Source organism: Antrihabitans stalagmiti, assembly GCF_016482825.1.
Classification (GTDB): domain Bacteria; phylum Actinomycetota; class Actinomycetes; order Mycobacteriales; family Mycobacteriaceae; genus Antrihabitans; species Antrihabitans stalagmiti.
The window spans coordinates 361,479-386,236 of sequence record NZ_JAEMNV010000002.1 but is presented as its reverse complement, the minus strand read 5'-3'; the positions used below and the strand labels follow the sequence as shown (position 1 = coordinate 386,236).

The following is a 24,758-nucleotide window of genomic DNA, read 5'->3' as shown; positions in this document are numbered from 1 at the left end:
CCCACAGGGGGTTTCGACACAGTTGTGGACAGCGTTCTTTTCGATGTCATCGGCACACGAATTGTCGGAGGAGAGCTGTCCGGGTACAACGAGCTACTCGACAGCAACGGTGAGGTCCGGCAGCAGTGGCGGGAACTCTCGACGAACGTTCTCGATCGTGGCGGCCGAGCGCTCGAATCGTTGCGCGACCGAATTCACAACCTCGTCGACAACGACGGCATCACCTACAACGAGATCACCGGCACCGACAACGGTAAGACGCTCACGTCACCGTCGGCCTGGATGCTCGACGGTCTACCTCTGGTGTTCTCCGCTGCCGACTGGGCGCCACTGGAAGCCGGTCTGCTGCAGCGATCACGACTGCTCGACGCAATCCTCGCCGACATCTACGGTCCGATGCAGATGGTTCGCGACGGGTTCCTCCCGCCCGAACTGATCTTCGCCGATCCTCGCTATATCCGCGCCGCGCACGGTATTTCGGTACCGGCCCGCCATCAGCTCTTTATGCACGCCGCCGACATCTCGCGAGGCCGTGACGGCTCGTTCCGGGTCATCGCTGATCGCACCCAGGCGCCGTCGGGTGTCGGATACTCACTCGCCGACCGTCGCGTGATCTCGCGCGCCCTGCCGACCGTGTTCCAGGATGTGTCGCCGCGGCCGCTGTCCGGTTTCGCGCAGGCGATGCGGGTCGCGTTGATCGACGCGGCACCCGCAGCAGCCGAAGACCCTGTTGTCGTCGTGCTCAGCCCAGGCGCGCATTCGGAAACGGCGTTCGACCAGGCGCACCTTGCGACGGTGCTCGGATTTCCGCTCGTCGAGAGCGCGGACCTCGTGGTTCGGGACGGCCAGCTCTGGATGCGGTCGCTCGGTACGTTGAAACGCGTCGACGTCGTCCTTCGTCGCGTCGACGCCGCCTTCTCCGATCCGCTCGATCTGCGAACCGATTCCCGACTCGGCGTGGTCGGGCTCGTCGAGGTGATGCGCCGGGGCCGCGTGACCGTCGTCAACACACTCGGTAGCGGGATACTCGAAGCTCCCGGTCTGCCTCGTCTGCTCCCGGACCTGTGCCGGCGACTGCTCGACGAGGACCTGTTGCTCGAATCCGTTCCGCGGTATTGGGCCGGCGAACCCGCGGAGCGCTCACACCTGTTGGCGCGTATGGACGATCTGGTTTTCGAGCACGTTCGCCGCGGTACCGCCGTACTCGGTGCCGCACTGACGGCCGAGGAGAAGGACGACCTGCGTTCGCAGATCGAGGCGGCGCCGACGAATTGGGTCGGTGTCGAACTTCCCGCCTACTCGAGTGCGCCGATCGATTCCGCGCACGGCATCGCATCGGCTCCGGTGCAGTTCCGTATGTTCTCCGTTGCTCAACGTGGTGGATACGCGGCGCTCAACGGCGGTTTGGGTGCCGTCGTGCTACATGTCGGCAGGGACGGGAGCGTCGTATCCTCTGCAGCAAAGGACATCTGGCTCAGGTCCGCGGAGATCGCCACTCCCGCCGAAGCCGGTTCGCCGAGCGCTCTGACCCTGCCGGAGGTCTTGCCGGACCTGGAAGGTGCTGCAGCAGAGGCGATCACGTCGCCGCGTGTCCTCGACGACCTCTACTGGATCGGCCGCTACGCCGAGCGCGCGGAGCATACGTCGCGGCTCCTCATCGCGGTTCGTGACAAGGTCGCCGATTATCGCCACCGCCCGTGGATGGACGGAAGTGATTGCCTGCCTGTGTTGTTCGCGGCGGTCACCGCATCGGCAGGGTCCGGACCGGTCGAATTCGGCGCCGACGACGCCGATGCACAGTTGCGGTCGTTGACGGTCGATGCGGCGCGCCCCGGCTCGCTCGCGCAATCGGTCGGCCGCCTGCAGCAAGCGTGTCGCGCTGTGCGAGATCAGCTTTCGAACGATACGTGGTCCGTGCTGAGCGGGCTGCAACGTGCTCTCACGCGTGCTGGCTCGGACGGGTCCAACGATTCGGTGCTGCTCAGGGACGCCCAGGGCACCATTCGTGACGGAATGTTGGCTCTGTCGGGTCTGTCGGCGGAGTCGATGGTGCACGACGCGGGTTGGTACGTCACCGACACCGGCAAGCGAATCGAACGTGGCCTGCAACTGACGAAGCTGCTTTCGGCGACGCTGACAAGCGCGCAGAACCCGAGCACCGAGCGAGCGATCATCGACTCGGTTCTTGCCACGACCGAATCGTCGGTCACCTACCGGCGCCGCAACCGCGGCCAGGTTCGGGTGGCCGCTGTCGCTTTGCTGCTGTTGTTCGACGAGGGAAACCCGCGCTCGCTGGTGTACCAACTCGAACGCATCCGTGCCAACCTGCGCGCGTTGCCCGACGCATCCGGATCCAGCCGCGCGGAACGGCTCGTCGAGGATATCGGCGCTCGGCTGCGCCGCGCCGACCCTGTCGACCTCGAGATCGCCGACGCCGACGGTGTTCGTACCGAACTTCGCGAGCTCTCCGACGGCGTCCACGAATCGCTGCGCGAACTCTCGGGTGTGCTCACCGACAAGATGGCAGTCCCGACCGGCATGCAGCCGCTGTGGGGCGACGCGATGGGCCGGTACATGCCATGAGGCGATATCGAATCACCCACCGAACGACCTACGGTTACTCGGATTCCGTGTCGTCCTCCTACGGGCGGGGCTACCTGACGCCGCGGGAACTGCCGGGCCAGCGGGTGCTGGAGACCGGTGTGACAGTCACACCCCAGCCGACGGATCAGTCCTCGGGCCACGACGTCTACGGCAACGACAACATCTTCTTTCACGTCACGACAGCGCACAAAGAGTTGGTGGTCACCGGCGAATCGACCGTCGAGGTCGACGCGCCGACACCCCCTGCGGACCTGCTGTCGGCGCCGTGGGAATCGATCCGGCCGACCGCGAGCAGCCCCGACGGCGCCATCGCCTACGAATTTTCCCTCGACCTCCACCCTCCTGAGATCACTGCGGCGGTCAGGGAGTACGCGGACTCGATCTTCGTGGGAGGCCGATCGGTCGACGAGGTGATCACCGACCTCACCCACCGGATCTACACCGACTTCACCTACAAGTCGGGTTCGACGACGGTTTCGACCCGCGTCGACGAGGTGCTGCGTGATCGCACCGGTGTGTGTCAGGACTTCGCAAGGATGGCGATCGCGTGCCTGCGTAGCCGCGGATTGGCGGCCCGTTACGTGTCGGGATACCTGGCGACCGATCCGCCGCCAGGAAAAGAACGTATGGTCGGAGTCGATGCCACCCATGCCTGGGCTGCGGTGTGGTTGACGGGGGACACGTGGTTGGCGTTCGATCCAACCAACGATCAGCGCGCCGACGAGCGTTACATAACGGTCGCATGGGGTAGAGACTATGCAGATGTTCCTCCGCTTCGCGGGGTCATCTACACGGATTCGAAAAAGAGCACAATCGCGGTGTCCGTCGACGTGGCGCCACTGATCAACCGATAGACAACGACGGAGGACAGAATCCGATGCGGGATTTCGCGTGCCCGAAATGCGGTCAGCAGCTCACCTTCGAGAACTCGCTGTGCCTGAAATGCCGTAGCCGACTTGGATTTTCGTTGGAGCAACGTGCGCTCGTCGTCATCGGAACACCCGACGGTGACGAGTCCTCCTCCGGCATCGTCGACAAGAGCCAGTACAAGCTGTGCGCGAACATGCACCTCGCTCGGTGCAACTGGGTCGTCGACCGCGACGATATCGAGGGCTTGTGCCGGTCGTGCAAACTCACGCGGACTCGGCCCGCCGACTCCGATGTCGACGCGCTGCCTGCCTTCGCAGACGCTGAGGCCGCCAAGCGCAGACTTGTCTTCGAGCTCACCGAAATCGGCCTGCCGATCACCGACCGCGACGACGACCCGGATCGTGGACTCGCCTTCGACCTACTCTCCAGCGCGCACGAGCGGGTGATGACGGGACACTTCAACGGTGTCGTCACGCTCGATCTGGCCGAGAGCGACGACGTACATCGCGAGCAGTTGAGAATCGAGATGGCGGAGCCTTATCGAACGCTGCTCGGCCACTTCCGCCACGAGGTCGGGCATTACTACTTCGGGGTGCTCGTCACCAGTCCCGACGACCGCGCCGAGTTCGAGGCGCTGTTCGGCGACCCCGACGCCGACTATCAGGCCGCGCTGGATCGCCACTATCAGCAGGGGACACCGAGCGGCTGGGAGCGTACGCACGTGTCGTCCTACGCCACGATGCACGCGGCAGAGGACTGGGCCGAAACGTTCGCCCACTATCTGCACATCCGGGACACCCTCGACACCGCAGCGGCGTTCGGGTTCGCGCGGGCAGGGGTCGCGTTGGACCATCAGCTGCTCGGAGCGTCGGGCTTCGATCGCATCATCGAGGAATGGCTGCCGCTGTCGTGGGCGCTCAACCAGCTGAACCGGTCGATGGGTCACCCCGACCTCTACCCGTTCGTGTTGCCGAGGACTGTGCTCGACAAGATGCGGTTCGTCTACCGACTCGTCACGTAGCGACCAGCGTCACGGAAAGGCCCAAACCGCCCTCCGCGAAGCGCTTGACAGCATCGAGTCCTGTTGTCAGCGCGTCGTCGTGGCCTGCCCGTGCCCAACCGGTGAGGTCGGCATCGGTGCCGTCGCCGGGGGTCAGTCCGATTTCGGCGAGCAGCTCCCCGGTGTTCGGTTGGCACACGGCCCACGAGAAATGGGTTTCCTCGGCCCACTGCGTCGTCCTGGTTCCGACATAGTCGGGGTCGTCGATGCCGCCGTCTGCCAGCGCGGGTCGGTCGTCGACACGTTCGTCGGCCCGTAGCGCCCGCAGGTACCACGCGCCCGCGTTGACCTCGATCGGTTCCATCAGTTCTCGACCACCTAGTTCTTGACCACCTAGTTCTTGACCACGCGGCGACCACCCTCGATGAGAGCAGGGACCGCAGGGACGAGCAAGAACCAGTACCAGCTGTCGAACACGAAGAACAGCACGACCGCGAGGATCGGCGTCACCGCGACGATGGCACCGAGCCAATCCCAACGGCTCTGTGTCGCGGGCGATCCGGCGGTCGCGGGCACCGCGGACGGCAGGTCCGCAAAGACGCCTTCGAGCTCGCCTTTCGTACGTGCCGCGGTGACGACAGCACTGCGCTCGTCGAATTCGGCAACGCTGAGCCGGCCGGCGCTGAAGTGCTCGCTCAGCCGACTCAAAGCGTCTTCTCGCTCGGCGGTACCGACTCTGATCTCCGGTTCGTCGCCCATGATCGAGGAGGTTACTTCAATTCTGCGAGGACGGTGCCCTGGGTGATCGCAGCACCTGGTTCGACCGAGAGACCCGTGACGACGCCCGCCTTGTGAGCGTTGACGGGGTTCTCCATCTTCATCGCTTCGAGGACGACGATCAGGTCGCCCGCAGCGACCTCCTGCCCTTCGGTCACGGCGACCTTCACGACGGTGCCCTGCATCGGTGCGGTGACAGCGTCACCCGATGCCGCTCCGCCTGCGCCGCCACCACGCTTGCGCGGCTTCGGCTTCTTGCGGACGACACCGTTGGCGGCACCGCCACCACCGCCGCCGATCGAGAACTGGCCGGGCAGCGAAACCTCGACGCGGCGACCGCCGACCTCGACGACAACCTTCTGCCGCGGCAGCGCCTCGTCACCGTCCTCGTCGAGCGGTGCACCGCCGGTGAACGGCTCGATCGTGTTCTCCCAGTCGGTTTCGATCCACTTGGTGTACACGTCGAACTTCTCGCCGTCTCCGATGAATGCCGGATTGGAGACGATGTGGCGGTGGAACGGGATGACAGTTGCGAGGCCCTCGACGTTGAATTCGGCGAGCGCGCGACGCGACCGTTCCAGCGCTTCGTCACGGGTAGCGCCGGTGACGATCAGCTTGGCGAGCATCGAGTCGAACTGGCCGCCGATGACGCTGCCGGACTCGACACCCGAATCGACGCGGATGCCAGGACCCTGCGGGGGCTCGAACTTGGTGACCGGACCCGGTGCAGGAAGGAAGCCGCGGCCGGCGTCCTCACCGTTGATGCGGAACTCGAACGAGTGCCCGCGCGGCGTCGGATCTTCTGTGATGTCGAGCTTCTCGCCGTTGGCGATACGGAACTGCTGACGAACGAGGTCGATGCCGGACGTTTCTTCGGTGACCGGATGCTCGACCTGCAGCCGGGTGTTGACCTCGAGGAACGAGACGGTGTCGCCCTGAACGAGGTACTCGACCGTGCCTGCGCCGTAGTAGCCGGCTTCCTTGCAGATCGCCTTCGCGGATGCGTGGATGCGCGCGCGCTGGTCGTCGGTGAGGAACGGGGCAGGAGCTTCTTCTACCAACTTCTGGAAGCGGCGCTGCAGCGAGCAGTCGCGGGTGCCCGCGACGATGACGTTGCCGTGCTGGTCTGCGATGACCTGAGCTTCGACGTGGCGTGCCTTGTCGAGGTACTGCTCGACGAAGCACTCACCGCGGCCGAACGCTGCGACGGCCTCACGGGTCGCCGAATCGAAAAGCTCGGGAATCTCTTCGATGGTCTGGGCGACCTTCATGCCGCGTCCACCGCCACCGAACGCAGCCTTGATCGCGACCGGAACGCCGTACTCCTTGGCGAATGCGACGATCTCGTCCGCATTCTTGACCGGGTCCTTGGTGCCTGCGGCCATCGGAGCCTGTGCGCGCTCGGCGATGTGGCGAGCGGTGACTTTGTCGCCGAGGTCGCGGATCGACTGCGGCGACGGCCCGATCCAGATCAGCCCAGCGTCGATGACGGCTTGCGCGAAGTCTGCGTTCTCCGAGAGGAATCCGTAGCCGGGGTGGATTGCGTCGGCGCCGGACTTCTTGGCAGCGTCCAGGATCTTGTCGAACACGAGGTACGACTCGGCAGACGTCTGCCCACCGAGTGCGAAGGCCTCGTCTGCAAGCCGCACGAAGGGCGCATCGGCGTCGGGCTCGGCGTAGACGGCAACGCTGGTGAGGCCGGCATCTTTTGCTGCTCGGATCACGCGAACCGCGATTTCGCCGCGGTTTGCTACGAGCACCTTGGTGATGTGCGCGCTGGCATGACTTGGCACTGAGCCTCCTGGGTCGCCTGAACTTCTGTGTTCGTTCCTGGTGTATCGCGGGTCTTTTGCGCGGCGTACTGCCCGCGCACCACATCGGAGTGTAGGCCACGCTTGAGCAGCCCTCGAGCACGCTCCGACCTACTGCTCAGTAGGTTTTTTATAGTGTCCGAATTGCCGCAGGTGGACCCCGCAACGGTCTTTGTTCGAACCCCTACCTCAGGTGCCGCTTCACCCTGGCGAGCATCGCGGACATCCCTCGAAGGCGCAGCGGACTCACGACGTCGCCGAGGCCGAGCGCGAGGTAGAAGTCGTCCGGCGTTTCGAGGATTGCCGTTGCGGACTGCCCGTCCAAGCCCTGATGCAGGATCGACGCGAACCCTCGTGTCGTCGGCGCTTCGGGCGGCGCGCTGAAGAACAGGCGAACACGATCGGTGTCGCTCGCATCGACCGAGAGGAACAGCGGCGATTGGCACTCGGGTACGGGTTCCATCGCCGCAGCGTCCAGTTCCGGTGGCAGATCGGGCAATTCGCGACTGAACTCGAGCAGCAACTGCAGTTTGTCCTGACCGTCGACGGCTCCGAAGTCGTCGACGATCTCGGCCAACGCCGCAGGCAGAGCGCTCACGCTGCGCCAGGTGCGGTACCCGGCTCCTCGCCCTTTGCGATGGGAACCCGGACCGCGTTGCCCCATTCGGTCCACGAACCGTCGTAGTTGCGGACGGTGGTGAAGCCGAGGAGGTAGGTGAGAACGAACCAGGTGTGGCTCGAACGCTCGCCGATGCGGCAGTAGGTGACGACATCGTCGTCCGGCTTGAAGGCGCCGTAGATCTCCTGCAATTCGGGACGGGAGCGGAAGCGGCCGTCCGATGCCGCAGCTTTTGCCCACGGAATGCTGATCGCCGTCGGAATATGGCCGCCGCGCAACGCGCCTTCCTCGGGGTAGTCGGGCATGTGGGTGCGCTCGCCCGTGTACTCGAGCGGCGAGCGGACATCGATGAGCGGTCCCTTGCCGAGGTGGCCGAGTACGTCGTCCTTGAATGCTCGGATCGGCGGATCGAGGCGGTCGACGACGGGGTAGTCGGTCGGGGGATAGGACGGTACGTCGAAGCTCGTCTCGCGCTCCTCGGCGAACCACGCGTCCCGGCCGCCGTCGAGGAGTCGCACGTCTTCGTGGCCGAAGAGCGTGAAGACCCACAGTGCGTAGGCAGCCCACCAGTTGCTCTTGTCGCCGTAGATCACGACGGTGTCTTCACGTCGAATTCCCTTGCGGCTCATCAGATCTGCGAACTGCTTGCCGTCGATGTAGTCGCGCGTCACCGGGTCGTTCAGGTCGAGATGCCAGTCGATCTTCATCGCGCCCGGGATGTGTCCGATGTCGTAGAGCAAGACGTCTTCGTCCGATTCGACGATTTTGACGTCCGGATTGCCGCTCTGGGCCGACAGCCATTGCGTCGATACGAGCCGCTCGGGGTGGGCGTAGGTCTCGAACGCGCGGTTGGGATCTTTCGGGACAGCCACTGGTCTCCTTGGTTAAAGCATCTGGGGCGAACGGGGGATTGTGGACGAGGATCGTGACGAGTGTGCGACTGAAACCGCTGCAATACGGGTACAGCACTACTCACGCGAACTTCGATCGTAACCGCAAGGCTGAGTCGTAACGTGTTGCCAACCTGTTACCAGGTGGGCATGAATTTAGCGAACGGTGATCCGATAAAGTCACCTGCGAAAGGGGGCCCACCGTGTCGGACTCATGGCCGCGGCGACGTCTGCTCGCGATACTACGACGGGCAAGCGAGCCGATGGATGCGCGGGAGTTGGCGGTCGAGACTGGTCAGCACGTCACGACCGTGCGATTCCATCTCGATGTCCTCACCCGTGAATCGCTGGTGTGCCAGGTGCAGCAGCCACCACGCGGCCGGGGGCGACCGCGGATCGGCTACACCGCCGTGCAGCGAACGGTCGGCTACCAGGAGTTAGCTCAGGTGCTTGCCGATCAGCTCGGAGCCGACCCCAAACGCCGGCTCGATGCGTCGGTGACCGCGGGCAGAGCGTGGGCGGCGAAGATGGACGATGGCGATCGAACGGTCGAGACACTCGACGACGCGAGGGAAGTTGCGACGTCGCTGCTCGCCGAGTTGGGTTTTGCACCCGACCGCGCTGCGGACGTCACGTCGTCGCAGGACACTGCAACGATCAGGCTCACCGCCTGTCCGCTGCGCGAACTTGCGCGGACGCATTCCGAAGTTGTGTGTGGGGTCCACCTCGGGCTGATGCGCGAGGTGCTCGATCGCGCCGGTCAGCCGGGTGCGTTCACGGCGAGCCTGCACCCGTTCGTCGAGCCGGATCTGTGCCTTGCGCGGTTGGCGCCGTCGATTGCGCTTTCGCGCGCCTGAGCTGGACGTTCGGTCGGGGTCAGCGCCGGTCCCAGAGATCGCTGATGCTCACGCCGACCTCGGAGAGCAAGCGCCGCACCAACGGCAGGCCGATACCGATCACACTCGACGGGTCGCCGTCGATCTTCTCGACGAACCACCCGCCGAGGCCGTCGAGCGTGAATGCTCCCGCAACCTGCAGCGGTTCACCCGACGCGAGGTAGGCGGTCAGGTCGGCGTCGGTGGGTGAGCCGAAATGGACGGTCGTCGTCGTGCACCCCGACGCTGCGGCAACGACCTTGCCGTCGCGCAGTCGCAGGACGCAGTGACCGGTGAGCAGCTCGCCGCTACGCCCGGCCATCGTGGCCCAGCGTTGCCGTGCCACCTCGACGGTCAGCGGTTTGCCCTGCAGTTCGCTCGCGATGTGCAACATCGAATCGCAGCCGACGAGGACGCTGTCGAAGGCGTCCGCACCGTCGAGCCAGCAGACACCGTCGAGACCGGCGCTCAGCTCGGCTGCGACGGTCCTCGCTTTCGCCTGTGCGAGGGCGACGACGACGCCTTCCGGCGTTGTTCCCGCGGGCAAAGCTGCGGCGACCGCGTCTTCGTCCACATCGGACACGCGCACGACTGGCTCCAGGCCGGCGGCGCGCAACACCTTCAGTCGCGCAGGCGAAGCCGAGGCAAGGATGAACGTGGTCAAGCGAAGGCGATCAGTCGCGCAGATGTGACAGCTGCGGATACGCGTACGGCGAGAACGGCGAAACGCCACGATGCAGCGAGGTCGGGTGACCCCATAGCTCGATCGGCCGCGTCGACTCCGGCGCTCCAGAGGTGTTGGCCGCTGCCGCGCTGAGCACGGCGACGAGAGCTGCGATTTCGGCATCGCTCGGGTTGCCCTTGAGCACCTTGATCAGTTGCTCGTTCGCGGGCGCGTCGACCGTCGGTTCGACAGTCGACTCCGAACCGTTCGCCAACTCGTCGATGTCGCCACTCCCCAAGTTTGTGGATCTCGTTTCCAGATCCCGAAGCACCTCGTTCTCGGTTACGAGAGTCACAGTATCGAATCCTGTTCGTTCACAATCCACATCGCGGTGAAAGGGGTGGCGGTCACAGCGGAATGTTGCCGTGCTTCTTGGCCGGCAAGCTCACCATCTTGCGCTCGAGCAACCGTAGCGCCGACACGATCTGCCCACGCGTGTGCGACGGCGGAATCACGGCGTCCACGTAGCCGCGCTCGGCAGCGACGTACGGGTTGACGAGGGTGTCCTCGTACTCGTTCTGCAATTCCAAACGCAATGCGTCGACGTCTTCACCGTTCTTCGCGGCCTCGAGCAGTCGCTTGCGGTAGACGAATCCGACAGCGCCGGATGCGCCCATCACGGCGATCTGCGCGGTCGGCCACGCCAGGTTGACGTCGGCGCCCATGTGCTTGGAACCCATGACGTCGTACGCGCCGCCGTACGCCTTGCGGGTGATGATGGTGATCTTGCCGACCGTCGCTTCGCCGTAGGCGTACAGCAGCTTCGCGCCGCGGCGGATGATGCCGTTGTACTCCTGGCCGGTGCCGGGCAGGAAGCCGGGCACGTCGACGAGCGTGATGATCGGAACGTTGAACGCGTCGCAGGTCCTAACGAAACGAGCGGCCTTCTCCGATGCGTCGATGTCGAGGCAGCCTGCGAACTGGGTCGGCTGGTTGGCGACGATGCCGACGCTTCGGCCGTCCACTCTTCCGAAGCCGACGATGATGTTCATCGCACGCTCGGCCTGGACCTCGAGGAACTCGTCGTCGTCGAGGATGCGACGAATGACCTCGTGCATGTCGTACGGCTGGTTCGGGGAATCGGGGATCAGCGTGTCGAGCTCGATGTCCTCGGCGGTGAGGGAATCGTCGATCGAGCCGACGATCGGGTCGGACGCCGGGAAGCGGGGAGCCTCGCCACGGTTGTTGCTCGGCAGATAGCTGAGCAGATCCTTCACGTAATCGAGCGCGTCCTGCTCACCGGAGGCAACGTAGTGCGCGACACCGGATTTGACCATATGGGTGTGTGCGCCGCCGAGGTCTTCCATCGTGACCTCTTCGCCGGTGACCGACTTGATGACGTCGGGGCCCGTCACGAACATCTGGCTGGTCTGATCGACCATCACGACGAAGTCGGTGAGTGCGGGGGAGTACACGTGACCGCCCGCGGCCGCGCCCATGATGAGCGAGATCTGCGGGATGACACCGGATGCCTGCACGTTGCGATGGAAGATCTCGCCGTAGAGCCCGAGCGAGACGACACCTTCCTGAATACGCGCGCCCGCACCCTCGTTGATGCCGATCAGCGGCCGACCCGTCTTGATTGCAAGGTCCATGACCTTGACGATCTTCTCGCCGTAGACCTCACCGAGGCTGCCGCCGAACACGGTGACGTCCTGACTGAAGATGCAGATGTCGCGGCCGTCGATGGTGCCGAATCCGGTCACGACGCCGTCGCCGAGCGGCCGGTTGTCCGCTTGTCCGAAGTTGACGCTGCGATGGCGAGCGAGCGCGTCCATCTCGACGAACGAACCCTCGTCGAGCAATGCGGTGATCCGCTCGCGGGCCGTCAGCTTGCCCTTCGCGTGTACACGATCGACCGCAGCCTCGCCGCTGGGGATTTTCGCCTCTTCCAAGCGATTGCGCAGGTCGGTGAGCTTTCCCGCCGTCGTGTGGATATCGGGCGCGGGTGCCGCGTCGGCCTCGGGCTGCTGCTGGACACTGGTCATGGGCAGTCAGCTTAACGAGGGTTCTGACCGCGTAAAAATCGAGCCTGTGCTACCGACGAGTAGATAGTGCGCGAGGTCGTAGGGTCGTTCGTATGTACTCGAACCTGGACCGTCCGCCGCTCAACGTCACCGAACTGCGCCGCGGGCTCGATCCGTTCTTCTCGCAGCTCGATGTCGTCGCCGAAACCGGCTCGACCAACGCCGATCTGCTCGCTCGCGCCGCCGACGCCGAGGCAGACCGCAGTGTGCTCGTCGCGGAGTTTCAGACGAGCGGTCGAGGCCGCCATCAGCGCACCTGGGTGAGTCCGGCGCAGGCGCAGGTCGCGTTGTCGGTTCTGGTTCGGCTACCCGGCATCGCGCCCGCCGACCTGGGTTGGCTACCGCTGCTGACCGGCGTCGCGGTCGCGGACGCTGTCCGTTCGGTCGCGAAGGTGCCTGCCGAATTGAAGTGGCCGAACGACGTTCTCGTCGAGGGTCGCAAGTTGTGCGGCATCCTCGCCGAGGTCGGCACCACGGGCAAGAACCCGACCGTTGTGGTCGGCATCGGTCTCAACGTGTCGCTCACCGAGGACGAACTACCCGTCCCCGAGGCGACGTCGCTGGTTCTCGCGGGTGCGGAGGTCAGCGATCGGACCACTCTCGTCCGCTCGTTGTTGCGAGATTTTGCAAGCAGATTCACCGCGTGGGAGTCGGCGGGATGGGCGACGAGCGAGTTGGCGGATGTCTACCGCGAGCGTTGCGCGACGATCGGTGCGCAGGTGCGTGCCGAACTTCCCGGCGGCGACCGGATCGAAGGCACCGCAACGGATGTCGACGCCAACGGCCGGTTGATCATCGACGGGCGTGCGGTGTCTGCCGGTGATGTGACGCATCTGCGTCCCCTCGAGTAATGTCCCGGCCATGGGATATCCCGATGATGCGCTTGCGGGGGACGAGCAACTCCTGCTCCACCGCCATCCGCACTGGAAGATGCTGTTCCTTCCTGCGCTGACCTTCATCGTCGCGACTGCGCTCGCGGGCTTCCTGCTCGGCCTCGTCCAGAACGAACTGACCGGCACCGCGCAGACGGCGGCCTTGATCGCGATCGCGGTGGCGTGGGTCGGTATCCTTTGCTGGCGTACCCTCCCGCCGCTGTTGCGTTGGCGTACAACACATTTCATCGTCACCGATCGACGTGTGCTGATTCGGCACGGCATCCTCACCCACACCGGTATCGACATCCCGATGGGCCGAATCTCCAACGTGCAGTTCCGCCACGGACTCTTCGACCGCATGCTCGGTACCGGAACGCTGATCATCGGGTCGGCCTCGGAGGATCCACTCGAATTCGACGACATCCCCAAGGTCGAGAGCGTGCACTCGCTGCTCTACCACCAGGTTTTCGACGCTTCGAACAGCTATCGAGGATCGGACCGGGGCAACGATCGCGACCGCTCTCGCGACTTCGACGACGATCCGGGCCGAGAATTCGGCGACGATCGCGACGATCGGCGCCGCCGGTAGCGATGCGCCGTACTCTGGTCGGGTGACTGCAGTTCTTTTGGCCGAAGACGACGAGGCTATCGCCGCGCCGCTCTCCCGCGCGCTCGGTCGCGAGGGGTACACGGTCACCGTTGCCGCAACCGGTCCCGAGATACTCGAGCTTGCTCTCGAAGGCTCTCACGATCTCCTGATCCTCGATCTCGGCCTGCCCGGTATGGACGGTCTCGAAGTGTGCCGCCAGGTTCGGATCCGCGGCTCCGACCTTGCGGTGCTTATGCTCACCGCACGAACCGACGAGGTCGACTTCGTCGTCGGTCTCGATGCCGGTGCCGACGACTACGTCGGCAAGCCGTTCCGCCTCGCCGAACTTATGGCCCGTGTGCGCGCGCTGCTGCGACGCAGTGGCGGGATCGAGGACGCGGTCGTCGAGGTCGGTGGCATCCGACTGGAACCCGCCGCGCGCCGCGTGCTGTGCAACGGTGCCGAGATCGCACTCGCCAACAAGGAGTACGAGCTACTCAAGGTCCTGCTCGACCGCGCGGGTCAGGTGGTCTCCCGCGACACCATCCTCCGTGAAGTCTGGGGTGACGTCGATCTGCGTGGTTCGAAAACGCTCGACATGCACATGTCCTGGTTGCGCCGAAAGATCGGCGACGAGGGTCCGGTTGCCGAACGCAGAATTGCGACGGTCCGCGGGGTCGGGTTCCGGCTGAACACGGACTGACGTGCGGCGCCGAATACTGCTGTCGATCCTCGCTGTGGTGACATTCACCACGCTCGTCCTCGGCATTCCGCTGATGTACACGGCCTGGCTCTGGGTCGAAGACATCACCCGCAACGACCTGCAGTCGCGGCTGGACCGGATCGCGGCCGAGATCATCGCCCAGGAGGGCGAGGCAGGCATGGTCAACGGTCCGCTCGACACCAGTTCGGTGCGGTTGCTCGTTCCCGACGGCGGGCTACTGGTCATCGTGTATCCGACCCCGCAGGACAGCGCATCGCGCGCCGACATCGGCGCCCGAACCGTCGAACACGCGCTGGTCGAATCGTTGTCGATGGGCACGTCCGGCTCGTTGCGACTCGAGGTGCCCTCCGACGAGATGCGGGAACGGCAGAAGCAGGCGGTCGGGGCGGTCGGACTCGTCGTCATCGCCTCGATGGCCGCGGGCACTGCTGTTGCCGTGATCACCGCGAGGCGTCTCGCCGATCCGCTGCGCGACGTTGCAGCGCGGGCCGCTCGACTTGCCGAAGGGGATTTCCGGCCCGACCCACGCCGGCACGGCATTCCGGAGCTCGACCGGGTGTCCGACGTGCTCGACTCGGCAACAGTCGAAATCGCGATTCGGCTGCAACGTGAACGCGCTCTCGTGGCAGACGTGTCGCACCAGCTGCGGAGCCGGCTGACAGCGGTCCGGCTGCGGCTCGACGAACTCTCCGTGCACCCCGATCCTGCCGTCGTCGACGAGGCGGAAGAGGCGATGGCCCAGGTGGACCGCCTGACAATCGCGATAGACGACCTGGTCAGGGCGTCGCGAGTCGAGGGAGCTGTCAGCGGCGTCGCGTTGTCGGTCGTTGACGAACTGTCGACGGTCATCGCCGAATGGCAGCGACCGTTCGAGGATGCAGGACGCTCGCTGCGGCTCGGCGGTGACGCGGCGTTGCGCGCGCCGGTGACGGGTTCGAGGCTGCGCGAGGCGGTCTCCGTGCTCGTCGACAACGCACTGGTGCACGGGGGCGGGGTGTGCACGGTCTCGGTCCGGATGGTGCGAGGCGTCGGGGACAGGGAACCGAGCGTGTGTGTCGAAGTCGCCGACGAAGGACGTGGTGTTAGCAACGACCTGGCGCCGCACATCTTCGACCGTGGATTCTCAGGCGCTGGATCGACCGGAGTAGGCCTCGCGTTGGCACGTGCACTGGTCGAGGCGGACGGCGGCAGATTGGAACTGCAGCGTCGTAGCCCTGCCTTGTTCGCGTTGTTCCTCGCCGCCGTCGAGAACGTCGTGGAGCCGCAGCGAGAGCCCGTCGGCGAACCGCGTTAGACCCGACTCGCTAGGAGTGGCCCAACTCTTCTTCGGCTATTTCCTCGGGAGTCGGTTCGACGTCGGTCGATCCTGCGACGCCGCCTCGTGCGAACTCGTCGGGGAAGACGAACCGTCGCATCGCCCAGAACCGGAATGCCATCTGCATCAGGTTGCCGATGATGTACGCACTGACGAAGTCGGCGATGTTCTCCACCGTCAAACTGACGTCTGGAACTCGCAGGTCGAACACATAGCTCGAGATGTAGAGCGGGATGAACGCAAGCACCACACCGACGCCGCTGACCAGGAAGAACAGTAGGGCTTCGTGGTGTTTCTCGCGGCCACCGCGGTTCTTGAACGACCATTCGCGATTGAGAATGTAGGACGCAATCACCGCAATGACACCGGAGATGATCTTGGCGGTGACCGGCTTCTCCTCGAGCACCGTCAACTTCAGCGTGTAGAAGATGCCGGAGTCGATCACGAAAGTCGTACCGCCGACGATCGCGAACTTGATCAGCTCGTTGTGACGGAGCGCTATGTCCCGATACGGCTGTGGTATTCGCCTGACCACGTCATCTATTAGGGACACAACGAAGCAGTGTACGAAAAGCAACCAACTACTGACCAATCAACGCGCCAATCATCAGCATTGTCACAGGCCGCCGGTGCGGCATGACAAACTTGGAAGCCGTGACTGCATCACCCCCTCGTTCCGACAGTCCGCGCGATCAGAGCGGCGCGCTGCCGGTTGTGACGATCGTCGGAGGTGGCCAGCTTGCGCGTATGACGCACCAGGCTGCGATCGCCCTCGGCCAGTGTCTTCGAGTGTTGTCCGAAGGCCCTAACGATCCCGCCGCGCAGGTCAGCCCCGACGTCGTGATCGGTAGCCACACCGATCTCGCAGCGCTGCGCAAGGCCGCGATCGGGTCGAGCGCGCTGACGTTCGATCACGAACACGTTCCGACCGAACATCTCGAGATCCTCGTCGCGGAAGGCGTCAACGTCGCGCCGCCGCCGGAGGCGTTGATCTTCGCGCAGGACAAGCTCGCGATGCGTCGTCGGCTCGTCGAACTCGGAGTTCCGGTCCCTGCGTTCGCCGAGGTCGCGTCACCCGCAGATGTCGACGCGTTCGGCAGCGAGAACGGTTGGCCAGTGGTGGTCAAGGCCATTCGTGGCGGGTACGACGGCCGCGGGGTCTGGATGCCGGCGAACGCAGAGGATGCCGCCGCGATCGTGACCGCACAACTCGACAACGGGGTCGCGTTGCTCGTCGAGGCCAAGGTGCCGTTGCAACGCGAACTTTCGGCGATGGTCGCACGGTCACCGTTCGGTCAGGGTGCGACCTGGCCGGTCGTCGAGACCGTGCAGCGCGACGGCCAGTGCGCCGTTGTGATTGCCCCTGCACCGCGATTGTCGGACGACCTCGCGACCGAGGCCGAGGAACTTGCGCTCCGTCTTGCGTCCGAGCTTGGCGTCGTCGGCGCGATGGCGGTCGAACTGTTCGAGACGACCGACGGCACGATCCTCGTCAACGAACTGGCGATGCGCGCACACAACTCGGGGCACTGGGGAATGGACGGTTCGCGGACCTCGCAGTTCGAGCAGCATCTGCGCGCGGTCCTCGACTATCCGCTCGGTGACACCTCGCCGATCGCTCCCGTGACCGTGATGGCGAATGTGCTCGGCGCCGAAACCGCACCGCACATGAGCATGGACGAGCGCCTGCATCACCTGTTCGCACGCTTCCCCGACGTGAAGGTCCACCTGTACGGGAAGGGTGAGCGATTCGCCCGCAAGATCGGTCACGTGAACGTGCTCGGCGCAGCGAACGGGTCGCTCGACGATGCCAAGTACGTCGCGGCGGTCCGCAACCGTGCCGAACTTGCCGCGCATTTCCTTTCACACGCCGAATGGAACGATGGATGGGAACTTCATGACTGAACGCCCGCAAGGTCCAGCAGTCGGCCTGATCATGGGCAGCGATTCCGATTGGCCGACGATGGAAGCCGCGGCGGAAGCGTTGGGCGAGTTCGGTGTTCGCTTCGAGGTCGGCGTCGTGTCCGCGCACCGGACCCCGCAGCGAATGCTCGACTACGCGCGTGACGCCGCCGGGCGTGGACTCCAGGTGATCATCGCGGGAGCGGGCGGTGCCGCGCACCTGCCAGGCATGGTCGCCTCCGCGACGCCGCTGCCCGTCATCGGCGTTCCGGTGCCGCTGAATTACCTCGACGGCATGGACTCGTTGCTCTCGATCGTGCAGATGCCTGCCGGAGTTCCCGTTGCGACGGTGTCGATCGGCGGCGCACGCAATGCCGGTCTGCTCGCCGTGCGCATCCTCGGCGCGTCGGATCCCGCACTCCGCGAGCGCATGGAACAGTTCCAGGTGGGGTTGGCAGAGATGGTTGCCGACAAAGACGAGGCGTTGCGTCGGAAACTGTTGGGGTGAATGCAGATGGTCGGCTGAGAAGATGCACACCGACGATCCAGCACGGTTTCGGCTTTCGGTTGTCGCCGAGGCTTTGAGACTGTTCTCCGAACAGGGTTACGAAGCGACGACCGTCGACGAGATTGCGCAGGCCGCAGGAATATCGCGGCGAACCTTCTTCCGACAGTTCAGGGCCAAAGAGGACGTCGTCTTCGCCGACCACGAAATTCTCTTCGCCCGTGCTTCCGATTTCCTGGCAGGCGAGCGCGGCGATCCGTGGGATGCGGTCTGTGATGCCGCGCTGCTCGTTTTCGACGGGTTCTCGCATTGGCGTGACATGGCACGGCGTCGCTACACCGTCGTGCAGGGAGTGCCCGCGCTGCGCGATCGCGAAATCGTGACCGTGTTCGCCTACGAGCGTTTGTTCGTCGAACACCTGCGGCGCGAACTGCCCGATGCCCCGGATCTGCAGGTCGTGCAGTTCGCCGCTGCTGTCACCGCGACCCACAACTACCTGCTGCGTCGGATGGTCCGCGACGGGGCGATGACGACGAACGACGAACTGCGCGATGCGCTCGCCGGGATCCGCAATCTGTTCGGAGCGCGGGCGACCGATGCCGACGAGGTCGTGATTGCGGTATTTCCCCGCGGAACGGCACCGCGGCGGGTCGCGGATCTGCTGCAGCGTCGACTGAATCGCGACGGCGTCGACATCGAGCCCTCTGGCACCTAGTGCCTTTGGTTGGCACGGATAGTCGCAGCAACGGTCGATTTGGTGCGGTATATTAAGTCTGTTGCTGGCACTGAGTGCCGCCCGCTCTGATCAATGCCGAAACAAACACCAACTTTGCCGAGGAGCACTTTCATGGCTGGTAACCCGGACTTCGACCTGTTCAAGCTGAGCGAAGAACACGACGAACTGCGCGCAGCCATTCGCGCGCTGTCGGAGAAGGAAATCCTTCCGTACGCAGCAGAATGCGACGAAGACGAGCGTTTCCCGCAGGAAGCCCTCGACGCGCTCGTGAAGTCGGGTCTCAACGCCATCCACGTCCCCGACGCCTACGGCGGTCAGGGCGCGGACTCGGTCGCGGCATGCATCGTTATCGAAGAGGTGGCTCGCGTCTGCTGTTCGTCGTCGCTGATTCCCGCGGTCAACAAGCTCGGCACGATGGGCTTGATCCTCAAGGGCTCCGAAGAACTGAAGCAGAAGGTGCTTCCCGATATCGCCAACGGCGCAATGGCGTCCTACGCGCTGTCCGAGCGTGAAGCCGGCTCCGATGCGGCAAGCATGAAGACCCGTGCGAAGGCCGACGGCGACGACTGGATCATCAACGGCACCAAGTGCTGGATCACCAACGGCGGCAAGTCCACCTGGTACACCGTCATGGCCGTGACCGACCCCGAGAAGGGCGCCAACGGCATCTCCGCGTTTATGGTCCACAAGGACGACGAAGGTTTCACCGTCGGCCCGAAGGAAAAGAAGATGGGCATCAAGGGTTCGCCGACCGCGGAACTCTACTTCGAGAACTGCCGAATCCCGGGCGACCGCATCATCGGCGAGCCCGGCACCGGCTTCAAGACCGCACTCGAGACGCTCGACCACACCCGCCCGACCGTCGGCGCGCAGGCCGTCGGCGTTGCGCAGGGTGCGCTCGACGCGGCAATCGCCTACACCAAGGACCGCAAGCAATTCGGTAAGTCCATCGCCAGCTTCCAGGCAGTTCAGTTCGAGCTCGCCGACATGGCGATGAAGGTCGAAGCGGCACGCCTGATGATCTACACGGCCGCAGCTCGCGCAGAGCGTGGCGAGCCGGGCCTCGGCTTCATCTCCGCGGCATCGAAGTGCTTCGCATCCGACACCGCAATGGATGTCACCGAATCAGCGGTTCAGCTCTTCGGTGGCGCGGGCTACACGCGCGACTTCCCGGTCGAGCGCATGATGCGCGACGCCAAGATCACCCAGATCTACGAGGGCACCAACCAGATCCAGCGCGTCGTCATGTCGCGTGCGATCTTGAAGTAGCTTTTGCTCTGCGGCGGCGGCGCACGACATCGGCAACTTCGTCGGCGATCTCGTCGAGGTGGTTGTAGACGTCGTACGCCGCGTACCGAAGTACCAGCCAGCCTTCGAGCAGCAGCCAGTTCTGGCGGCGGCGGTCGTTGCGGAAAACTGCTGCCTCACTATGGAACTCGCGGCCGTCGATCTCGACGACCAGTTTCGAGCGGTCGTCGACGAAGTCGCACAGGTATGGGCCGACCGATCGGTTGGCCGGCAGTGGGCAGTGTCGAGCAGTGAGTGCACGTGCGAACATTCGTTCAGGCTCCGATGCTGCCCATTGTGCTGCCTCCGTGAGTTGACGGCGAACCTCCGGCGCGCCGGTGAGGCCACCATCGAGTTCGCACAGCTCGAGCAGCCGGCTCGCATCGACCTTGCTGCCGAGTTGTTCGTCGATGAGTCGATCGGCAGCTTCTTTCGGCAGTACCGTCACGCAATCGAAGAGGGCGCGAGCAGGTTCGACGGTCGGCATGGCCCACGACTCACCGATCAATTCGGGGCGAAGTTGGCGGCGATAGATGCTGAGCCAATTCGGCGTCGGGCGTTTGAACGACAGCGGCAATGTCGCCTCGAAGACGGTCGGCTCACCGAGCATCCCCCACATCCAGGCCGCAGTTCGGTGGCTGAGTACGGCCTCGGGTGCCCACGAAACGATCGCAGCGCAGCGGGCCAGGCCGGTCGGTTCACCGAGGCAGTAGGTCTGCGGCAACAACCGGTGGTAGACGCCTTGACGCACACGATTGTCGATCGTGCTGCTCGCGACTCCTTCACGCAGTAGGTCCTCGCGCGTGCGGACGCCGAACGGATTCACGTCCGAAGCTTGCAACACTTCCTTGCAGCAAACTTCGCGAAATGGACCGCCTGTGGATAAGTGGAGGCCTGTGGAAAGTGGGCCTGAGCACCCAAGATTCGACGATTTCGGCGGGATCCCGCGTATTTGGACGAATGTTGGGCGCCTAGGCCCATTACGCTGATCGCCGTGCGCACAGTCACCGGTGTTCGTCTGAAGTCAGCCTCCCGCGGCAGTTGGCAGGCCAGGGTCGTCACCCTCGTCGCACTGGCCTGGGCGAAGTTGTGGCGCGCGAAGATCACCTACAACGACGAGTTCGATCTGTTCGTGTGTTCGCAGATGGGTGCCGGATTCGGCCGTGCTGGAACGACACTCGGTGCTGCCTACCTGACGAAAGATCACACTCGGACAAAGACGCTGCGGCACGAGGCCGTGCATGCCGAACAATGGTCGCGGTACGGGTTCTCGTTTATGGCGCGCTACCTGTTCGAGGAAGCACGCCACCCGAAGACGAAGAACAGGTTCGAGATCGAGGCCGGTCTTGCGGACGGCGGCTACGTCAGAGACGTGTAGCTGTCACACGCTCGGATTCCACACGCCGCTCCAGTGCTGCGGAATCGAGATTGGCGACCTGAACCAGCGATGCGCCGACCGAGAACACCGACACGAATCCTTCGATCAGTTCGGTAGGAGTGGTCCACGCCGTGGTCGAGAGGACTCGATCCGCCGACGTGAAGCCCTGTTCGGTCGCGGAAAGCTTTGCCGCAGCAGCCACTTCGGTGACCGACCAACCGTCGAGTGCGGCACCGGCACCCGCGGGATGAAATTGGTCGCCGTGAATTCGAACCGAGGTTGCGTAGTCGGTGACGCCGATCGGTAGGTCGGGTACCGGTCGACCGAATGCATCGAGCGAAAGTGCCGCGACCTCGGGGAGGTCCGCAACCTCGTCGAGTCGATCGGGCGTGACCAGTGCGAGTTCGGCGTCGGGGTCCGGCTCGAGCACGACCTCCGTTCCCGCCCACCACGCGCCGAGCAGCACGGCCGCTGTCTGCCAGTGTGCGGGCAGCAATACTGCGACGCGTGCGCCGGGGGTGAGGCCGAACTCGTCGCGAATCAGGTTGGCGGTCTTGGCCGCCCAGTTCGCGAGGGTGATCGCGGACAGTTCGATTCGCGCGCCGGTTGCGTCGTCGTAGAACGTGACGCGGGGGCCCGCCGGATCGCGATCGAGGATCGGGTCCAGCAGCCTCTCGGTGAGAGTTGTTGCTAATTCACGCATTTGGGTCCGTCCTGACCTGCGTCTATCGGTGGGGCCGGCGGGACCGGCGTGGCGCCGGACTCTGCCGTGGAGTTTGTGGAGGTTGTGCTCGTAGCTGTCGATCCAGCCGATCCCGGACCGGTGTAGTCGCCTGCCAGCACGACACGAATCTTGCCCTTCGCTACCGACGAGTCCTCGTCGACCGTTACGCCGCCCAGCGACTCGGCGACAGCCTTCGCGGCGTCGTCGTCGGGATCGGCGGTCAGGACTCTGGTGCCGTCGACGGGGGTCCCCGTGTTGTTGCCGACCGTCCCGGTCTTGTAACCGAGTCCGGTCAGCGCCTCGGCGACTTGTGCGGCGAGCCCGTCGACGCCGCTGTCGTTGGCGACATCCACGGTGATCGACGACTTGTCGACCGTTGTGGTCGGCGTTTCGGACTCGGGCGCGTCCTCCCCGGCAAGGCTTGCGACGTAACGTTTTACGGCGGTCGGGTCGACGCGGACGACCGATTCGCCCTCGTCGGTCGTGCCGTTGAGGTCGGTCACCGGAATCGTCTCGAACCGCACTTTGCCGCCTGCGAGATCTTGCAGCTGACTGGCGAATTTGAGGATGTCCCAGTCGGAATCGAGAACGACGGATCGCGTGATGGCATCGCTGAGTTCGCCGAGTTTCGCCGGGCTGCTCAAAATCTTCGCGCTCAAGGCCTTCCGCACGAGTTCGGCCATGAAGACCTGCTGGCGCACGATTCGGTCGAGGTCGCCGCGAGGTAGGTCGTGGCGCTGCCGGACGAAGCTCAAAGCATTGGAACCGTCGAGTATTTGGCGTCCGGCCGGGAAATTTGCACCCGACATCCATTCGTCGACGGGGCCGTTCAAGCAGACCTCCACGCCGCCGACCGCATTGGTGAGCAGGACGAATCCCAGCAGGCCGACCTCGGCGTAGTGGTCGACGGTGACCCCGGTGAGCTGCGCGACCGTTTTGATCAGCGCTTGCCGACCTGCCTTGGTCGACTCCTCGTCGGCGGTCTCGTCGGATTCGCCGCTGTTGACCAGTTCGAGGCGTTTGCCTTCCTTGGTCGCGCCGTATGCGCCGTTGATCTTGGTCATTCCGATGCCTGGCACGTCGACGTAGGAGTCGCGGGGGATCGAGATGGCCGTTGCCGAGCTACCGTCGTTGGGCACCCGGATCAGCACGATCGTGTCGGTGTTGGACGCGACCTCTTCGCCTGCGCGCAGTGACGCAAGTTCTTCTTCCGACAGCGGGTTTCCGTGCGCGTCTGTGCGGCTGTCCGTGCCGACCATCAGGATGTCTACGGCACCGTCCTTGCCGCCGCCGAGGCCGAGACCGTCGACGGTTGCGAGGTTGGATCGGAGCGAATCGATACTGCGCCAAGCGAATCCGGTCACGATCAACACGAGGACCGAGATAGCTGCGACGACAAGCTGAGCGGGCCGTGCGCGAGGGGTCTGTGCGGACCGAGGTGACCGAGTACGCGCGGAACGGCCCTGCGCAGGCCGTGCGGGACGACCCTGCGCGGGCCGCGTGGATCGTCGATGCGCGGACGCGGCGGGTCTTTCTTGCGCCACTCGAAGACCCTTTCCGTTGCGAAACATTTGCTGCCCGACGTTTCCAGGCTACTTGGCGGAGGTCTCCGTCTGGCTGAAGCGGAGGGTCGGGCGTGCCAGACTACGGACATGCAGGCAACGATCGTGACCGGTGCGGGTGGGCAACTCGGGCGGCAGCTACTTCGTAGAGCCGAGTTACGTGGGGTTTCGCCGGTTGGTCTCGGATCGCGCGAGTTGGACATCACCGATGTCGACGCCGTGCGCGGCGCTGTTCGGCCTGGCGACGTGGTGCTCAACTGCGCCGGCTACACGGCGGTGGACAACGCGGAGTCGGACGAAGCAGCTGCCGTTCGCATCAACGTCGACGGACCTCGCATTCTCGCGACGATCTGTGCGGAGGTTGGTGCGCGGCTGATCCACGTGTCCACGGACTACGTTTTCGCAGGCGACGCCGATCGGCCGTACGAGGTCACCGACGTTCCCGACCCCGCGACGGCGTACGGCAGAACGAAGCTTGCGGGGGAGCAGGCCGTGCACGCGGTGCTGCCGTCCGCCCAGGTCGTTCGAACAGCGTGGGTCTATACGGGTGCGGGCACCGATTTCGTCGCGACGATGCTGCGGTTGGAACGCGAACGCGACGTAATCGACGTCGTCGACGACCAACTGGGAAGCCCGACCTATTCCGCCGACCTCGCCGATGGGCTGCTGGAGCTCGCGACCAAACCCAGCGCACCGCCGCTGCTGCACCTGACCAACGCCGGTGCCGCGACTTGGTATGAGCTAGCTCGCACCGTGTTCGCGTCGGTCGGAGCGGATCCGGAGAGGGTGCGGCCGTGCTCTAGCGCCCAATTCGTCCGCCCGGCCCCCCGACCTGCATATTCGGTGTTGTCGAACAGTGCGTGGACCGACGCTGGGCTCGCCCCACTGCGGGATTGGCGGGCTGGATTGGCAGCGGCACTCGACGATCTGACGTCGAAGACGCAGGGACCGGCACATTAGGCTG

Annotated in this window: 26 protein-coding genes; 14 read left to right on the top strand and 12 right to left on the bottom strand. The window is 64.8% G+C overall.

Going from position 1 to position 24,758, the window contains the following annotated elements:
• Positions 1-24: 24 nt before the first annotated feature.
• Genes JGU71_RS06115 through JGU71_RS06105 form a run of 3 tightly spaced genes read left to right on the top strand, consistent with a single transcriptional unit; the run spans position 25 to position 4,495 of the window.
• The gene (locus tag JGU71_RS06115) at positions 25-2,583 is read left to right on the top strand and encodes a circularly permuted type 2 ATP-grasp protein (RefSeq protein ID WP_307829524.1); all 2,559 of its coding nucleotides are present in this window, start codon (positions 25-27) and stop codon (positions 2,581-2,583) included.
• The gene (locus JGU71_RS06110; protein ID WP_199703138.1) at positions 2,580-3,458 is read left to right on the top strand and encodes a transglutaminase family protein; all 879 of its coding nucleotides are present in this window, start codon (positions 2,580-2,582) and stop codon (positions 3,456-3,458) included. The genes JGU71_RS06115 and JGU71_RS06110 overlap by 4 nt, the downstream gene beginning before the upstream one ends.
• 23 nt (positions 3,459-3,481) lie before the next feature.
• Positions 3,482-4,495, top strand: a complete 1,014-nt coding sequence (locus JGU71_RS06105; RefSeq protein ID WP_199703137.1) for a zinc-binding metallopeptidase family protein — start codon at positions 3,482-3,484, stop codon at positions 4,493-4,495.
• Here JGU71_RS06105 and JGU71_RS06100 read toward each other — a convergent pair.
• From JGU71_RS06100 to JGU71_RS06080, 5 genes are all read right to left on the bottom strand, one after another.
• On the bottom strand, positions 4,488-4,838 hold the full coding sequence (locus tag JGU71_RS06100; RefSeq protein WP_199703136.1) for a hypothetical protein: 351 nt from the start codon (positions 4,836-4,838) through the stop codon (positions 4,488-4,490). The two genes, JGU71_RS06105 and JGU71_RS06100, sit on opposite strands and share 8 nt — an antisense overlap.
• Positions 4,839-4,867: 29 nt before the next feature.
• Entirely contained in the window at positions 4,868-5,233 is a 366-nt protein-coding gene (locus JGU71_RS06095; protein WP_199703135.1) for a DUF1707 SHOCT-like domain-containing protein, read from the bottom strand.
• Between the two features lie 11 nt (positions 5,234-5,244).
• Positions 5,245-7,044 carry an acetyl/propionyl/methylcrotonyl-CoA carboxylase subunit alpha gene (locus JGU71_RS06090; protein ID WP_199703134.1) on the bottom strand — a complete coding sequence of 600 codons (1,800 nt, stop codon included), beginning with the start codon at positions 7,042-7,044 and terminating at the stop codon, positions 5,245-5,247.
• A gap of 202 nt (positions 7,045-7,246) precedes the next feature.
• Positions 7,247-7,660, bottom strand: coding sequence for a SufE family protein (locus JGU71_RS06085; RefSeq protein ID WP_307829523.1), 414 nt, complete (start codon positions 7,658-7,660; stop codon positions 7,247-7,249).
• A complete protein-coding gene (locus JGU71_RS06080; protein ID WP_199703132.1) occupies positions 7,657-8,553 on the bottom strand; it encodes a sulfurtransferase in 897 nt (298 codons plus the stop codon). Before JGU71_RS06080 ends, JGU71_RS06085 begins: the two co-directional genes overlap by 4 nt.
• Positions 8,554-8,774: 221 nt before the next feature.
• On the opposite strand from JGU71_RS06080, the gene JGU71_RS06075 reads away from it, so the two are divergent.
• Positions 8,775-9,428, top strand: a complete 654-nt coding sequence (locus JGU71_RS06075; protein WP_307829522.1) for a helix-turn-helix transcriptional regulator — start codon at positions 8,775-8,777, stop codon at positions 9,426-9,428.
• Positions 9,429-9,447: 19 nt separating this feature from the next.
• Here the strand turns inward: JGU71_RS06075 and JGU71_RS06070 are convergent, their stop codons facing one another.
• The 3 genes from JGU71_RS06070 to JGU71_RS06060 are packed head-to-tail and all read right to left on the bottom strand — an operon-like array spanning position 9,448 to position 12,158.
• A complete protein-coding gene (locus tag JGU71_RS06070; RefSeq protein WP_199703131.1) occupies positions 9,448-10,110 on the bottom strand; it encodes a Maf family protein in 663 nt (220 codons plus the stop codon).
• Positions 10,111-10,120: 10 nt separating this feature from the next.
• The gene (locus tag JGU71_RS06065; protein WP_307829521.1) at positions 10,121-10,465 is read right to left on the bottom strand and encodes an acyl-CoA carboxylase subunit epsilon; all 345 of its coding nucleotides are present in this window, start codon (positions 10,463-10,465) and stop codon (positions 10,121-10,123) included.
• A 52-nt stretch (positions 10,466-10,517) separates the two neighbouring features.
• Positions 10,518-12,158, bottom strand: a complete 1,641-nt coding sequence (locus tag JGU71_RS06060; protein ID WP_199703130.1) for an acyl-CoA carboxylase subunit beta — start codon at positions 12,156-12,158, stop codon at positions 10,518-10,520.
• Between the two features lie 92 nt (positions 12,159-12,250).
• Between JGU71_RS06060 and JGU71_RS06055 the strand changes: the two genes are divergently transcribed.
• The 4 genes from JGU71_RS06055 to JGU71_RS06040 are packed head-to-tail and all read left to right on the top strand — an operon-like array spanning position 12,251 to position 15,679.
• Positions 12,251-13,048: a biotin--[acetyl-CoA-carboxylase] ligase gene (locus JGU71_RS06055; protein ID WP_199703129.1), complete on the top strand. Its 798-nt coding sequence runs from the start codon at positions 12,251-12,253 to the stop codon at positions 13,046-13,048.
• Positions 13,049-13,058: 10 nt separating this feature from the next.
• Positions 13,059-13,661, top strand: coding sequence for a PH domain-containing protein (locus JGU71_RS06050; protein WP_199703128.1), 603 nt, complete (start codon positions 13,059-13,061; stop codon positions 13,659-13,661).
• A gap of 22 nt (positions 13,662-13,683) precedes the next feature.
• Positions 13,684-14,364, top strand: a complete 681-nt coding sequence (locus JGU71_RS06045) for a response regulator transcription factor (protein WP_199703127.1) — start codon at positions 13,684-13,686, stop codon at positions 14,362-14,364.
• Between the two features lies 1 nt (position 14,365).
• The gene (locus JGU71_RS06040; protein WP_199703126.1) at positions 14,366-15,679 is read left to right on the top strand and encodes a sensor histidine kinase; all 1,314 of its coding nucleotides are present in this window, start codon (positions 14,366-14,368) and stop codon (positions 15,677-15,679) included.
• 10 nt (positions 15,680-15,689) lie between these two features.
• Here the strand turns inward: JGU71_RS06040 and JGU71_RS06035 are convergent, their stop codons facing one another.
• Positions 15,690-16,253 carry a GtrA family protein gene (locus JGU71_RS06035; RefSeq protein ID WP_199703125.1) on the bottom strand — a complete coding sequence of 188 codons (564 nt, stop codon included), beginning with the start codon at positions 16,251-16,253 and terminating at the stop codon, positions 15,690-15,692.
• Between the two features lie 83 nt (positions 16,254-16,336).
• Here JGU71_RS06035 and JGU71_RS06030 point away from each other — a divergent pair, with 83 nt between their 5' ends.
• The 4 genes from JGU71_RS06030 (at position 16,337) to JGU71_RS06015 (ending at position 20,112) form a co-directional block, all read left to right on the top strand.
• On the top strand, positions 16,337-17,605 hold the full coding sequence (locus JGU71_RS06030) for a 5-(carboxyamino)imidazole ribonucleotide synthase (protein WP_199703124.1): 1,269 nt from the start codon (positions 16,337-16,339) through the stop codon (positions 17,603-17,605).
• Positions 17,598-18,110 carry a 5-(carboxyamino)imidazole ribonucleotide mutase gene (gene purE, locus JGU71_RS06025; RefSeq protein ID WP_199703123.1) on the top strand — a complete coding sequence of 171 codons (513 nt, stop codon included), beginning with the start codon at positions 17,598-17,600 and terminating at the stop codon, positions 18,108-18,110. Before JGU71_RS06030 ends, purE begins: the two co-directional genes overlap by 8 nt.
• A 22-nt stretch (positions 18,111-18,132) precedes the next feature.
• Complete coding sequence (locus JGU71_RS06020; RefSeq protein WP_199703122.1) at positions 18,133-18,822, top strand: TetR family transcriptional regulator; 690 nt, start codon at positions 18,133-18,135, stop codon at positions 18,820-18,822.
• A 132-nt stretch (positions 18,823-18,954) separates the two neighbouring features.
• Positions 18,955-20,112 (top strand): acyl-CoA dehydrogenase, encoded by a 1,158-nt coding sequence (locus tag JGU71_RS06015; protein ID WP_199703121.1) that lies wholly within the window; start codon positions 18,955-18,957, stop codon positions 20,110-20,112.
• Here JGU71_RS06015 and JGU71_RS06010 read toward each other — a convergent pair.
• On the bottom strand, positions 20,087-20,956 hold the full coding sequence (locus JGU71_RS06010; protein ID WP_307829520.1) for a DUF559 domain-containing protein: 870 nt from the start codon (positions 20,954-20,956) through the stop codon (positions 20,087-20,089). The two genes, JGU71_RS06015 and JGU71_RS06010, sit on opposite strands and share 26 nt — an antisense overlap.
• 168 nt (positions 20,957-21,124) lie before the next feature.
• Between JGU71_RS06010 and JGU71_RS06005 the strand changes: the two genes are divergently transcribed.
• A complete protein-coding gene (locus JGU71_RS06005; protein ID WP_199703120.1) occupies positions 21,125-21,508 on the top strand; it encodes a hypothetical protein in 384 nt (127 codons plus the stop codon).
• Here the strand turns inward: JGU71_RS06005 and JGU71_RS06000 are convergent.
• Together JGU71_RS06000 and JGU71_RS05995 are read right to left on the bottom strand one after the other, a co-directional pair.
• Entirely contained in the window at positions 21,495-22,211 is a 717-nt protein-coding gene (locus tag JGU71_RS06000) for a TIGR03089 family protein (protein WP_199703119.1), read from the bottom strand. The genes JGU71_RS06005 and JGU71_RS06000 overlap by 14 nt on opposite strands.
• The gene (locus JGU71_RS05995; protein ID WP_199703118.1) at positions 22,199-23,803 is read right to left on the bottom strand and encodes an LCP family protein; all 1,605 of its coding nucleotides are present in this window, start codon (positions 23,801-23,803) and stop codon (positions 22,199-22,201) included. The genes JGU71_RS06000 and JGU71_RS05995 overlap by 13 nt, the downstream gene beginning before the upstream one ends.
• 81 nt (positions 23,804-23,884) lie before the next feature.
• Here JGU71_RS05995 and rfbD point away from each other — a divergent pair, with 81 nt between their 5' ends.
• Positions 23,885-24,754, top strand: coding sequence for a dTDP-4-dehydrorhamnose reductase (rfbD, locus tag JGU71_RS05990; protein ID WP_199703117.1), 870 nt, complete (start codon positions 23,885-23,887; stop codon positions 24,752-24,754).
• Positions 24,755-24,758 lie beyond the last annotated feature (4 nt).